The organism is Nocardia cyriacigeorgica, assembly GCF_010858045.1.
In the GTDB taxonomy this organism is placed as follows: domain Bacteria; phylum Actinomycetota; class Actinomycetes; order Mycobacteriales; family Mycobacteriaceae; genus Nocardia; species Nocardia cyriacigeorgica_E.
In genome coordinates this window covers 99,710-112,173 of record NZ_JAAGVC010000004.1, presented here as the reverse complement: position 1 = coordinate 112,173, position 12,464 = coordinate 99,710, and the positions used below count along the sequence as shown (strand labels likewise).

The 12,464-nt window shown below is 68.7% G+C and carries 17 protein-coding genes; 12 read left to right on the top strand and 5 right to left on the bottom strand.

What is annotated here, in order from left to right; all coding sequences use genetic code 11:
- Positions 1–44: 44 nt before the first annotated feature.
- Together GV790_RS05745 and GV790_RS05740 are read right to left on the bottom strand one after the other, a co-directional pair.
- Entirely contained in the window at positions 45–1,595 is a 1,551-nt protein-coding gene (locus tag GV790_RS05745) for a HAMP domain-containing sensor histidine kinase (protein ID WP_375139371.1), read from the bottom strand.
- Between the two features lie 12 nt (positions 1,596–1,607).
- Positions 1,608–2,294, bottom strand: coding sequence for a response regulator transcription factor (locus GV790_RS05740; RefSeq protein ID WP_163811279.1), 687 nt, complete (start codon positions 2,292–2,294; stop codon positions 1,608–1,610).
- Between the two features lie 360 nt (positions 2,295–2,654).
- Here GV790_RS05740 and GV790_RS05735 point away from each other — a divergent pair, with 360 nt between their 5' ends.
- The 7 genes from GV790_RS05735 to GV790_RS05705 all read left to right on the top strand — a co-directional run bounded on the left by GV790_RS05735 (position 2,655) and on the right by GV790_RS05705 (position 8,769).
- Complete coding sequence (locus GV790_RS05735) at positions 2,655–5,510, top strand: sensor histidine kinase (protein WP_163811277.1); 2,856 nt, start codon at positions 2,655–2,657, stop codon at positions 5,508–5,510.
- Positions 5,507–5,920, top strand: a complete 414-nt coding sequence (locus GV790_RS05730; protein WP_014352949.1) for a roadblock/LC7 domain-containing protein — start codon at positions 5,507–5,509, stop codon at positions 5,918–5,920. Before GV790_RS05735 ends, GV790_RS05730 begins: the two co-directional genes overlap by 4 nt.
- 7 nt (positions 5,921–5,927) lie before the next feature.
- On the top strand, positions 5,928–6,302 hold the full coding sequence (locus GV790_RS05725) for a DUF742 domain-containing protein (RefSeq protein ID WP_036540042.1): 375 nt from the start codon (positions 5,928–5,930) through the stop codon (positions 6,300–6,302).
- Positions 6,292–6,918, top strand: a complete 627-nt coding sequence (locus tag GV790_RS05720; protein ID WP_014352951.1) for a GTP-binding protein — start codon at positions 6,292–6,294, stop codon at positions 6,916–6,918. The genes GV790_RS05725 and GV790_RS05720 overlap by 11 nt, the downstream gene beginning before the upstream one ends.
- Positions 6,911–7,729: an MHYT domain-containing protein gene (locus GV790_RS05715; protein WP_163811275.1), complete on the top strand. Its 819-nt coding sequence runs from the start codon at positions 6,911–6,913 to the stop codon at positions 7,727–7,729. The genes GV790_RS05720 and GV790_RS05715 overlap by 8 nt, the downstream gene beginning before the upstream one ends.
- A 19-nt stretch (positions 7,730–7,748) precedes the next feature.
- Positions 7,749–8,033: a DUF4200 domain-containing protein gene (locus GV790_RS05710; RefSeq protein ID WP_163811273.1), complete on the top strand. Its 285-nt coding sequence runs from the start codon at positions 7,749–7,751 to the stop codon at positions 8,031–8,033.
- 511 nt (positions 8,034–8,544) lie between these two features.
- On the top strand, positions 8,545–8,769 hold the full coding sequence (locus GV790_RS05705; protein ID WP_163811271.1) for a hypothetical protein: 225 nt from the start codon (positions 8,545–8,547) through the stop codon (positions 8,767–8,769).
- 75 nt (positions 8,770–8,844) lie between these two features.
- Here GV790_RS05705 and rpmF read toward each other — a convergent pair whose 3' ends face one another.
- The 3 genes from rpmF to mrf form a co-directional block, all read right to left on the bottom strand.
- Entirely contained in the window at positions 8,845–9,018 is a 174-nt protein-coding gene (gene rpmF / locus GV790_RS05700; protein ID WP_163811269.1) for a 50S ribosomal protein L32, read from the bottom strand.
- Between the two features lies 1 nt (position 9,019).
- Positions 9,020–9,304: a type B 50S ribosomal protein L31 gene (locus GV790_RS05695; protein WP_163811267.1), complete on the bottom strand. Its 285-nt coding sequence runs from the start codon at positions 9,302–9,304 to the stop codon at positions 9,020–9,022.
- A 79-nt stretch (positions 9,305–9,383) separates the two neighbouring features.
- Complete coding sequence (gene mrf / locus GV790_RS05690; protein ID WP_163811265.1) at positions 9,384–10,673, bottom strand: ribosome hibernation factor-recruiting GTPase MRF; 1,290 nt, start codon at positions 10,671–10,673, stop codon at positions 9,384–9,386.
- A 106-nt stretch (positions 10,674–10,779) separates the two neighbouring features.
- Between mrf and rpmB the strand changes: the two genes are divergently transcribed.
- The 5 genes from rpmB to GV790_RS05665 all read left to right on the top strand — a co-directional run bounded on the left by rpmB (position 10,780) and on the right by GV790_RS05665 (position 12,403).
- The gene (gene rpmB, locus GV790_RS05685) at positions 10,780–11,016 is read left to right on the top strand and encodes a 50S ribosomal protein L28 (RefSeq protein ID WP_014352957.1); all 237 of its coding nucleotides are present in this window, start codon (positions 10,780–10,782) and stop codon (positions 11,014–11,016) included.
- A 13-nt stretch (positions 11,017–11,029) separates the two neighbouring features.
- Entirely contained in the window at positions 11,030–11,200 is a 171-nt protein-coding gene (rpmG, locus tag GV790_RS05680; RefSeq protein ID WP_163811263.1) for a 50S ribosomal protein L33, read from the top strand.
- The gene (gene rpsN, locus GV790_RS05675; protein WP_163811261.1) at positions 11,200–11,505 is read left to right on the top strand and encodes a 30S ribosomal protein S14; all 306 of its coding nucleotides are present in this window, start codon (positions 11,200–11,202) and stop codon (positions 11,503–11,505) included. The genes rpmG and rpsN overlap by 1 nt, the downstream gene beginning before the upstream one ends.
- A gap of 33 nt (positions 11,506–11,538) precedes the next feature.
- On the top strand, positions 11,539–11,793 hold the full coding sequence (rpsR, locus tag GV790_RS05670) for a 30S ribosomal protein S18 (protein WP_036540059.1): 255 nt from the start codon (positions 11,539–11,541) through the stop codon (positions 11,791–11,793).
- 154 nt (positions 11,794–11,947) lie between these two features.
- Positions 11,948–12,403 carry a hypothetical protein gene (locus tag GV790_RS05665; RefSeq protein WP_163811259.1) on the top strand — a complete coding sequence of 152 codons (456 nt, stop codon included), beginning with the start codon at positions 11,948–11,950 and terminating at the stop codon, positions 12,401–12,403.
- The last annotated feature ends 61 nt before the right edge of the window (positions 12,404–12,464 follow it).

The window sequence follows — 12,464 nt, the reverse complement described above, 5'->3', positions numbered from 1 at the left end:
AGACCGTGCTTGAAGTTCGCTGCGGATCGAACGGCCCGATCGACCTATCGATCCGCCTCGTCCTCGGCGGCCGCCGCGGGCGCGCCCGCCTCACCGGGCAACACGATGCGGATCAGCGCGCCGCCGCGTTCGGACGTATCGATCGTGATGGTGCCGCCGTGTTTTGTCACGACTTGTTTCACAATCGCGAGCCCGAGCCCCGAGCCCGGCATCGAACGCGAGGCGGTGGTCCGGTAGAACCGCTCGAACACCAGCTCGCGTTCGGCGGGCGGGATGCCTGGACCGGCGTCGTCGACCGAGAGTTCGAGCAGCCCGCGCCCCACCTCGGCCATACTGACCCGCACCTGCGCGCCGGCCGGACTCCATTTCGCGGCATTGTCGAGCACGTTGAGGATGGCTCGCTCCAACCCGGCCTCGTGGCCGTAGACGAACCACGGCCGCAGCGCCGCGACGAACTCGATGGAGCCGCGGCGGCGACGTGCGCGTTCGAGCGCACGCTCGGCGACCTCGCCGAGATCGACACGCTCGTAGACGGTTTCCGGCGCGTCTTCCCGAGCCAGATCGACCAGGTCGCCGACGAGGGTGGACAGCTCTTCGATCTGGGCGACCACATCGGCGCGCAGTTCGGCCATGTCCTCGTCCGGAATCCGCGGTGCGCCGGGCCTGCCCGCCGCGATCAGCAATTCCATGTTGGTGCGCAGCGACGTCAGCGGGGTACGCAACTCGTGGCCCGCGTCGGCGACCAGCCTGCGCTGCCGGTCGCGGGATTCGGCCAGGGCACGCAGCATGGTGTTGAAACTCTCGGTGAGCCGGGCCAGCTCGTCGTCACCGGTGACCGGGATCGGCGTCAGATCATCGGTGCGGGCCACCCGCTCGGTGGCCGCGGTGAGCCGGGCGATGGGCCGCAATCCGGTGCGCCCGACCGCGGTACCCGCCGCCGCGGCCAGCAGCACGCCGCACCCGCCGACCACGAACAGCAGCCACGCCAGCCGGTCGAGCACCTCACGGGTCGGCTCGAGGCGCTGGGAGATCACCAGCGTGACACCCGAATCCATGCGCCGGGCCAGCACCCGCTGATTGTTGAAGGTGCGCAGCGAGGACGTGTGTTCGCCCTTGGCGACCGCGATCTCCTCGGTGCCGATGGGCGGCTTGGTCGGCTGCGGCGGGATGTAGACCGGGAGGCTGTCGGGTGGACGCTCACCCTCCGGCGCGGTCGGCGAGGACACCGAGAACGGGTAGATCAGGCCGACGCCGATGTTGTTGGAGAACAGCGTCGCCACGCCGAGCGATTGGAAGGCCATGCTGTCGATATCGCCACTGATCATGGTCGCGGCCCTGGCGCGCAACTGGGCGTCGACGTCACCGTAGAGCGCCCGCGCGACCATGGCGTAGGCGGCGATGGAGGTGACCGCGACGGCGATGGCCACCACCGAGGCGGCCAGCAGCGTCACCCGCCAGCGCAGCGAGACCGTGCGGGTCAGCGGCGTCGGCGGGCGCATGGGCGCCGGCTCGGCACCGCGACGGGGCTGCCCCAGCGGCGCCACACCAGCGGCGGTGCCGGATTTTCCCGGCCGTTTGGAAGCTGAACGTGCCATGTCCGCGCCCGCCTACGGCGGCGTCTCCCGTAGTACGTAGCCGACACCGCGCACGGTGTGGATCAATCGCGGTTCGCCCTCGGCCTCGGTCTTACGCCGCAGGTAGCCGATGTAGACCTCGAGGGCATTGCCCGAGGTGGGGAAGTCGTAGCCCCACACCTCCTCGAGAATCCGGCCGCGAGTCAGCACCCGGCGCGGATTCGCCATCAGCATTTCCAGCAGTGAGAACTCGGTGCGGGTGAGGCTGATCGAACGGGTTCCGCGCAGCACTTCACGGGTGACGGGATCCAGCGACAGATCGGCGAACCGCATCGTTTCCGAGGTCTCGCCCGGATCGCTGGTCCGGCGGCGCAGCAGCGCGCGCAACCGCGCGAGCAATTCTTCGAGCGCGAATGGTTTCGGCAAATAGTCGTCGGCGCCCGCGTCGAGACCGGCGACCCGTTCGGAAACCGAATCCCGTGCGGTCAAAACCAGAATCGGCAGATCGTCGCCGGTGCTGCGCAAACGGCGGCAGACCTCGAGGCCGTCCAGGCGCGGCATCATCACATCGAGGACGAGCGCGTCCGGTCGCTGCGCGGTGACTTTGTCCAATGCGTCGACACCGTCGACCGCGAGGTCGACGGTGTAGCCGTTGAAGGTCAGCGACCGCCGCAGCGATTCCCGGACGGCGCGATCGTCGTCGACTACCAGAATGCGCATGTCACCAGTTTGACCGCATCGACTGAGAGCGGACTGAGAGGGCTGCTCCGACACGCCGCCACCAGCGCGTTCCGCGACCGAAATGTTTGCCCGCTGTCCGATAAGTGATCTTGACCTGCACATTTACCGGATTGCACGGCCGCGGCTCTCGCACGCGATCATTCGTTCGCGAATCTTGTTCTGCTCGGCCATATTCGAGGTTTAACGTGGGGAACGTCCAGATTGCCGATGCTCCCTCTGCGGGGTATGTTCCCTGCGGTAAAAAGAAGACCTCAGGTTGGTTCTGGCGCGGTTCACATCGAATCCAGAACTCCCCACGCACGGCCGGGGTCACTCGTGATGCGGAGGCGACACAAGCGGATGGAAGCTGCACCGCGACCCTGGCAATTCAGCCTGCCCAACTGGTCGGTTACCCGCAAGGTCGGCATCGTGCTCGTGCTGCCGGTGGTACTGGCCACCGCGTTCGCGGTACTGCGGATCAACAACGAGCTCCAGACCATGGACCAGTTGGACGCCGCCACCGAACAGGCCATCATCATCCGGCCCATCGTGAGATTCGGCACCGCCACCGAACATCTGGCGGTGACCGCGACGTCGAGCTGGGGCAACCCCGCCGACCCGCGCACCGACGCCGCGCTGACCCGTTTCGATCAGGCCTTGGCGGATATGGAAACCGCGCTCCAGGACACCGGGGTCAGCGGCAAGGTGACCGCCGAGCTGTCCTCGGCGGTCGCCATCGGCACCACCATGCGCAACAGCCTGCGCAGCGGATCACCGGCCATGGTCGGCGATCAGGCCGACGAGATCGGCATGCGCATCGGTAACGCGCTCGCGCTCTCACCCTCGGTGGAAGACCTCGTCATCCAGCGATACTTTCTCCAGCTGACCACGATTCAGACCGCCCGCCGCGTGCTCACCGAGCAGCGCATGCTGATCAGCTCGCCCGATGCCGCCCGCAACCCGAGCATGCGGGCACGGGTGCTCACCTCCGCCGGTGCCGAGCTGACCATGATCTATCAGTACGGCCAGATTCTGCCGGAGCTGGCCGGCAACATGCGGCCGCTGCTCGACGCGGTGCAAACGCGTCTGGCGACCTTCAGCCAGAACACCGCCGACCCGGCGAGCAATCCGGCGGTGCTCGACTCGCTGCAGGTCAGTGCCGACACCTATGACGCCACCACCGCGCAGCTGACCGACATCATCGACGCCGCGCTGCTCGACCGCACCACCACCGCGCAGAACAGCGCCCTGCGCGAAACCACGATCGTGATGGCGGTGCTGCTGGCCGGCCTGGCGCTGGCGCTCGCCGTCGCGCGGACCCTGGTGGTCCCGGTGCGCAGGCTGCGTCGCGACGCGCTCGAGGTCGCGCACGTCAAGCTGCCCGACGAGCTGTCGGTGGTGCGTGCCGGTGGCACCACCCCGAAGATCACCCCGGTCGCCGTGCACACCACCGACGAGATCGGCCAGCTGGCCAGGGCCGTCGACGAAATGCACGAACAGGCGCTCAATCTCGCCGCCGAGCAGGCCCGCCTGCGGGTGCAGATCGGCAACATGTTCGAGACCCTGTCGCGGCGCAGCCAGTCGCTGGTGGAGCAGCAGCTGGCGCTGATCGAGGATCTGGAACACGACGAGGACAACAGCGAACGGTTGCAGAGCCTGTTCCGCCTCGACCACCTCGCCACCCGCATGCGCCGCAACGGCGACAACCTGCTGGTGCTGGCCGGTACGGCGTTGCGCCGCGGCCAGCTGCAGCCGGTGCCGCTGTCGGACATGCTGTGGAGTGCGGTCTCGCAGGTCGAGGACTATCAGCGGGTCGAGATCGGCACCGTGCCCGAGGGAGTCGTCGCCGGTGAGCCAGCGGTCGACATCGAGCATCTGCTCGCCGAGCTCATCGACAACGCGCTGCGCTACTCGCCGCCGACGACGCCGGTCGCGGTGACGGTCGCGCGCGCAGTCGACGGCGGCTACCTCATCGAGATCACCGACCGCGGCCTCGGCATGTCGGCCGAAGACCTCCAGGCCACCAATGAGCGCCTCGCCTCCGGTGGTGAGGTCACCATCGAAACCGCCCGCCGGATGGGCCTGTTCGTGGTGGGCCGGCTGGCCAAGCGGCACAACATCACTGTCAGCCTGCGCCGCACCTCGACCATGGCCCAGCAGCCCGGTATCACCGCGAGCGTGCATCTGCCCGGCGCTCTGGTCGCGCCCGCGATGGACGACGCCGACGGCAAGCCGCCGACCGATCCGTTCGCGGCGCTGCCGCCGGGTACGCCGCCGCAGCGCACCCTGGTGTCGGTGCCGAGCCTGCCGGAAGCTCCCTCGCCCGCACCCGAATCGGAGCCGGTGCCGCTGTCGTCGTGGGGCACCACGAGTAACGGCCTGCCGCAGCGTCGCCCGTCCATCCGGGTGGCGGAGCCGCCGGAGCAGCCGTCCGTCTCGGTTCCGGCGAGCGCGCGCACCGATTCCGGCGCGCAGCGTTCGGGTGCCGAGGACCGTTCCGGCCATGCGCCGTTCGGACCGCCGACGCCGGAGCCGCATCCGGGCGACGCCGCGACCGGCCCGAACCGGATCGTCTCCGCCGAACCGGAGGAAGAGCCGACGGGCCTGTGGGCCGAGACCACCGAGCACCCGATCGTGACCGCGCAGGCGGAGACCATGGCGCCGCAGACCGCGGCCCCGGCGCCGCAGACCGAGACCCCGGAGCCGCAACCGCGGGCCACCACCGCCGGCTCCGGTCTGCCGATCCGGCGCCCGGCCGCGGTGCGCGACGAGCCACAGCAGGCGCCCGCACCACAGCCGGCGCAGCAGCAGCCCGAGACCGTCACCGTCACCGCCGAATCCGCGGTGGCGACCACGACCTCGACGCGCCTGCAGCCGGTGGGCGGCGATTCGCCGACCCCGATCTATCAGCGCATGGTGTCGGAGTGGCTGGTCGAGCCCGCCACCGCGCAGCCGTCGAGCGGCACCTGGTCCTCCCCCGCGGACGCGGGCTGGACGGCGGCCGAGGATGCCGCGAAGCCGACCACCAGCGGCCGGACCGTCGGCGGCCTGCCGATCCGCAGGCCGGGTGCGCAGTTGGTGCCGGGTGGCCTGGCCCCGGTGGAAGAAGCGGGCGCTCGTGACCCGGAGGAGATCCGGAACAACCTGACCAGGCATCTCAGTGGGGTCCGCAGCGGGCGGGCCGAAGCGCAGCACAACGACGGAGGGCTTGCATGACCAACCCGAACCCGAACAGCACCACGGACGAGAACCTGAATTGGCTGGTGGCCCGGTTCACCCGGGACGTACCCGGTGTCTCCCACGCGGTCCTGGTGTCGGCGGACGGCCTGTTGCAGGCCACCAGCCCGCATCTGCCCGCCGACCGCGCCGAACAGCTGGCCGCGGTGACCGCTGGCCTGGCGAGCCTGTCCACCGGTGCCGCACAGCTTTTCGACGGCGGCAAGGTGATGCAGTCGATCGTGGAGATGCAGCGCGGCTATCTGCTGGTGATGAGCGTCGGCAACGGCTCGCATCTGGCGGTGCTGGCGAACAAGTCGCACGATATCGGCCGCATCGGCTACGAGATGGCGCTGCTGGTCGATCGAGTGGGCTCGGTGGTTTCCGCCACCGCCCGCACTGCCGTCTGAGTGATCCATGTCCTCATTCGGCTCCGGGCCGTACAACCGGCCGACCACTCGCGTCAGACCCTATGCCCTGACGTCGGGGCGCACCGAGCCCGCGGTGGACCTGCCGCTGGAGGCGGTCATCGAGACCATCTCCTATACCCCGCGCGGTGATTGGCCCTCCGGTGATATCCGCATCGAGATCCTGCGTCTCGGTGCGCACCTGCTCTCAGTTGCCGAAATCGCCGCACACCTGGATCGTCCGCTCGGTATGGTCCGGGTCGTTATCGGCGATCTCGTCGTGGACGGGAACCTGCGAGTGCATTCGACTCTGACCGAACAGGCGAGCTATGACGAACGCCGTTCCCTGATGGAGAGGACATTGCGTGGACTCCGTGCCTTATAGGAGACCGGATCGGGGCTCCGCGCCCGAGGACACCGACAATCGCACCGCGTCGACCAAGATCGTCGTCGCCGGTGGTTTCGGTGCGGGCAAGACCACTTTCGTCGGTGCGGTCTCGGAGATCGTTCCGCTGCGCACCGAGGCGATGGTCACCCGGTTCTCCGACGGTATCGACGATCTCGCCGATACTCCGGAGAAGGAGACGACCACCGTCGCCATGGATTTCGGCCGGATCATCCTGCCGGGCAATCTGGTGCTCTACCTGTTCGGCACGCCCGGCCAGCGGCGTTTCTGGTTCATGTGGGACGACCTGATCCGCGGCGCCATCGGCGCCGTCGTGCTCATCGATACCCGCAGGCTGGAGGACAGTTTCGCGGCGGTGGACTTCTTCGAGGCGCGCAAGCTGCCCTTCCTGATCGCGGTCAACCGGTTCCCGGACGCGCCGCGCTTCCCGATCGCGGAACTGCGCGAGGCGTTGTCGGTGCGGCCCGGTGTGCCGATCGTGGATATCGATGCCCGCAATGCCGTCGAGGTGCGGCAGGCACTTGCCGCGGTGACCGAGTACGCGATCTCGGAGTTGCAGGCCATGGAACTGGAAGGGGCCGCCAGGCATGGCTGACACGCTGGCTTCGGCGACGGGTCTGCTCGCGGCCGGGGCGGACGCCGATATGGAGTGGTTCGCCATGGGCTACTGGCTCATCGGGCTGTCGCTGGGGGTGTCCGCGCTCGGCGCGCTGGTGGGCCTCGCGTGTGTGGTGCACGGCAGGCGTTCGGCCCGGTTCCGTCCGGTCTGGCTGGGCGCGGCGGCGATCTCGATCGGTGGGGTTGGTATCTGGCTGGCGACGGCGGTGCCGCTGCTCGGGGTGGCGGTACCTGGGTCGGTGCTGCGTTATGACGCGGCCACGCTGGGTGTTTCGCTGGCGGTGATCGTCATCGCGGTGTTCGCGGGGCTGGTGATCGTCGGGCGTGAGCTGCGGTTGCCGCGGCTGTTGACCGGCGGGCTGGTGATGGGGCTCGGCGCCGGGCTGATGCAGTACCTGCAGTTGTCCTCGGTGGATGTGCAGGGTTCGGTCGAGCTGACGGTGTGGCTGCTGGTGGTGGCCGCGCTGATCGCGGTGATCGTCGCGACGGGATGCCTGTGGGTGTTCCAGTCGATGCAGGTGCTCGCGGCGCGGATCGGCACCATCGTCTTGTTCGCTGCCGGTGTGGCAGGCGTGTATTACACCGGTGTGGCGGCGCTCGGGTTCACCCTCGACGATGCCGCCGAATCCCCGGCGGGGATGCAGTTGTTCGACTTCGTCTTCCCGATGTTCGTGCTGGGTTCGCTGGCGTTGGCATTGCCGATCACCGCGGTGCTGGTGGCGCCGGATCGGCGGGAGCTGGCGGCGGTGGATCCGACGCCGCGCCCGGTGCTCGAGCCGGCGCACTGAGGCCTGGGCGGGGGTTCCGGTGACGGCCGAGCAGGAGGCGTTGCTGCGTGAGTTGCGGGCGCAGGTCGGGGAATTGCGCACCGAGATCAGCGACTTGGAGGCGACGGTCGCCGAGCTGGTGCAGCGGGTCGAGCAGTTGGCCGGGCCGTCGCTGTGGTGGCTGTTGACGTTGCCCGCGGCGTTGCTCGGCGAGGTGCTCGGCCGGGTCAGCGCTGTGCTGGGGCTGCCGTGTGGGGGCGCGACGGATTCTGCGGCGGGGGTCGCGGATTCGGACGGCGGCTCCGCCGCTCCGGAGGACCGGTGATCCTCGCGTTCCATACGCGCCGGTCCCGGTTTCCCGCCGGTCGCTGGTAGCCGTCGACTCCTCGGCTGCATCGCGGTGGAGAATCGCCACGGCACGGCGCGAGAAGTGCGGTGAGTGAGTTCGTTTCGGCGAGGGCCGGAGAGACTTGGCGATGAGCGGGTTCTCCCTTTCGGGAGAACCCGCCCTCTCGAACGAGGGTACCGGCGGGCTATCCCGAAATCATCAGTGCGGCAGGACTTTTACTCAGGCCAAAAACCAACTCTCAGTACGAAATTCGAGAGTTGGCAATCTGCTCGCAATCGACCCTTCGACTGTATCGCCAAGTCGCCTCACCAGCAACGATAACCAGTCGATTGCCATCGACCGGCGGACTCCAAGAGCGCACGCCGGGTGAACGGCCGGGAAATAGTGGCGCGCCGGTAGCCGACTTCCTCTCGAGTTCAGGCCCCCTGACGCCATCCCGCGCGCTATCGTCGCAACGCACATGCAGGTTCGTCCGAAGGAGTTTCGTATGGCCGTCAACGTTGTGCTCGACAAGGTGCTCGACAAGGAGTACGAGAACAAGTCGCTCGCGGAAATCCTCGCCGCGCCCCCGTCGGCGCTCGCCGGCCTCACCGAGGCTCACGACAAGCAGCTGCTGGACGCCCTGAAGATCAAGACCATCGCAGATCTGGGCAACAACAAGTTCTTCCAGCTCGCCGCCGCTCTGGTTCGGCTCAAAGAACAAGAGGGCTGATCACGCCGATGAGATGCGCGGGGCGGCGTCGCGATTGCGCGACGCCGCCCTGTGCACTGCGGGCGAACGGATCCCTCAGATCCGTTCCGGGTCGATCAGCCCGCGCCGCACCGCTTGGACAATTCGGCGCGGAACCCGATGCACGACACCACCGACCGTCACCGGCACGAGGTCCGGCGGTGTCGCCTTCCAGTTCGAGCGACGGCTGCGGGTGTTGGACCGCGACATCCTGCGCTTCGGAACCGCCATGTCAGCCCTCCCCTCGTCCGGGCTGGGGCTGTGCGCCGCGCGCCCGCTTGCCGTACTTCCGCTCGAACTTCTCCACCCGGCCCTGAGTGTCGAGCACCCGGTGCGCACCCGTCCAGAACGGGTGCGAATCCGCGGTGACATCGACCACCAGCAAGGGGTAGGTCTGCCCGTCGGTCCAGACCACGGTCCGGTCGCTGCTCGCGGTGGACCTGGTCAGAAACTGTTTGCCGGTGCTCGAATCCTCGAACACCACCGGGTGGTAGTCCGGATGTATCCCTGCCTTCATCAATCGTCCTTTCTGTCGTGCGGTCGAGGTGCCGCGGGAAGCTCACGGCGCGACCGGATTCGGGAATCGGGCCCGCGGTTCACTCGGCGCCGCGCTGATCGCCCACGATGGGTAGCCCGGTCGACTCGGAGGATTCGCACGGGTCGGCATGCCACTCGCCGAACGGGTCGTCCCACTGCGCCACCCGCTCGGGTGCGCGCTCCACCAACCGCAATTCGTCGTCCTCGACCAGCGCCCAGTGCAAGGCCTGCCGGATATCGGCCGGGTCGGCGTCGTGCACCAGGATCACCAGTGAGACATCGCGGTCGCCGAAGCGGTCGTCCCAGCGCAGCGCGGACATGGCCCGGCGGTCCGGGTCGGCCTCGGCGAGCTCGTCCGGCGTCATCGCGGCCAGCCAGCGGCCGGCGCCGCCGACCCGCAAACCGCCACCGGCCGATTCCAGCCACACCACCTCGTCCGGCTGGGTGGCCAGCCACAGCCGGCCGCGCGCGGTGACCACACCCTCGAACAGCACGTCCAGTGCCTCGTGCAGACGTGCGGGATGGAACGGGCGGCCAGCGGCGAATTCGACCAGGGTCACCCCGTGCTCGGTACCCAGCGGTGGCTGACCGCGCAGCAGCGGCGCGTGGGCGTCGAAGATCCGGCCGCGCCGCGAGTCCGCCGGGATCCGCATGAGCAGCGCCTCCACCTCGGCCGGGCCGATCGCCTCGGCCGCGCACCAGTGCACCGGGGCCTGTGGGACGAGCCGGGTGAGGACGGCGCCCAGCCGTTCCCGGTCCAGCGCGTCGACCTGGTCGGCGCCGGTCACGATCAGCGCGTCGGCGAAATCGACCTGGCCGACGGCCACCTGCGCCACCGTGCGGTCGTCGTCGGCGGTGGCGAGGCCACATTCCGCGAGGGTCTCCTCGCCGGTGGCGTCCGCCAGCCAGACCCGCGCATCGGCACAGGTCAGCACGGCCTCGATGCGCACGTCACGGCGCGCGGGGCCGTCCACCCGTCCGATCACACCGCCATCGACGACGTCGTCGATGGCGTGACATACCGCTTCCGCTTCGAAGGCAGGGTCGAGCGCGAGCACGATACGCGTCACCGAATCTCGGGCGGCCAGGGTGCACAGCAGCGGGAGCAGATCCGCGCGCAGCGTGCAGGAGACGCACCCGTGGGCCAGCTCGAGCACCTCGACGCTCTCCCGGCCGCCGTCACACACCGTCCGGCGGACGATACCCTCCCGCAGTTCGGCCAGATCGTGGCGGACGACGACGGTGCCGGGGGCGGCGCCCAACGCACGGGCCACCTGGTCGACGCCCTCGGTGGTGCGCCCGGAGGACCCGGCGACCACCACGACCGGTGTTCTGCGATCGGGAATCACAGCAACCCCTTTCGGTAACGGTTTTCATTAACAGCTCGCCACACGGTACAGTGCCGAGCGGTCGTTGTCGAAAACGATTGTCATCACCTATTGGAGGGAGCCCGCCATGTCGGCCCACTGCCAGGTCACCGGCCGCCGGCCCGGTTTCGGCAAATCCGTCTCGCATTCACACAAACGGACCAACCGCCGCTGGAACCCGAACATCCAGCGCAAGACCTACTACCTGCCCAGCGAGGACCGCCGCATCACGCTCACCGTCTCGGCCAAGGGCATCAAGACCATCGACCGCGACGGGATCGAGGCCGTGGTGGCCCGCATCCGAGCGCGCGGCGACAAGATCTGAGCGGAGAACCACGATGGCATCGAAATCGACCGAGATCCGTCCGGTGATCAAGCTGAAGTCCACCGCGGGCACCGGCTACACCTACGTCACCCGGAAGAACCGGCGCAACGACCCCGACCGCATGGTGCTGCGCAAATACGACCCCGTCGTGCGCAAGCATGTCGACTTCCGCGAGGAACGCTGATGGCGAAGAAATCCAAGATCGCACGCAACGAACAGCGCAAGCAGATCGTCGCCCGCTACGCCGCGCGGCGAGCCGAGCTCAAGGAACTGATCCGCAACCCGGCAACCGCCGACGCCGACCGGGCCGCCGCCCAGTCGGCCCTACAGCGCCTGCCCCGCGATGCCAGTCCGGTACGATTGCGCAATCGGGACGCCGCCGACGGACGACCGCGCGGACATCTCCGGAAGTTCGGGCTCTCTCGGGTACGTGTACGCGAGCTGGCCCATCGGGGAGAGTTGCCCGGTGTGCACAAATCGAGCTGGTAGAACCCCTGATCTCGTGAGTAAGGAACCCGACTAATGGCAGTCAAGCGAGCACCGTCGAAGAAGGTCCGAGCCGAACAGGCCCGCAAGCCGAAGAAGAACCCGCTGATCGCCGCCGGTATCGAGACCGTCGACTACAAAGACGTCAACCTGCTGCGAACCTTCATCTCCGACCGCGGCAAGATCCGCAGCCGCCGCGTCACCGGCCTCACCCCGCAACAGCAGCGCCAGGTGGCAGTGGCGGTCAAGAACGCCAGGGAGATGGCGCTGCTCCCGTTCACCAGCCGCTGATCCGCGCCGCCGCGTCCACCAGCTCGCGGCACCGCGATACTCACGGCACCGACGTCCCACCACGACCAAGGCCCCCGATGCGCCATCGGGGGCCTTGTCGTCTGCCGGGCGAACGCGCAGCAGACACGGCGGGCGCCTGCGTTAAGGTGTGCCCATGTCGCTGCGCCGTGGCTGTGCCACCCTGCTCGCCGTTGCCGTCACCGCCTTGCCCCTCGCCGCCTGCGGCGATACCGATGACGGTGCCGCACAAGAGGTTACGAGTTCGGTGACCAGCACCGCGCCGAACACTCCTACCGAGAACCCGGCCGCCGCCACCGGTGAACCGTTCACCGCCGACCCCGCCATCGTCGGCGCCCACCCGATCCCGTTCACCTCATGGACCGCCCTGCCAGGCAACCGGATCGCGATCAGCTTCGAGACCGGCGCCCCGGAGTGCTACGGCGTCGACGCCACCGTCACCGAGACCGACGAGGCCGTCACCATCGAATTGCGTTCGGGCACACGGGCCGACGCGGTGGGCAAGATGTGCGTGATGATCGCGGTGTTCGGGACGCTGGAGCTGCCGTTGCAGGCACCGGTGGGTGATCGGGAAGTCCGCAGCGCGGCGTAGGCCGAACGACAACGCTCGCCACGCGGCCCCGACCACCCTGGAAACGACCGACGCCGCGCCG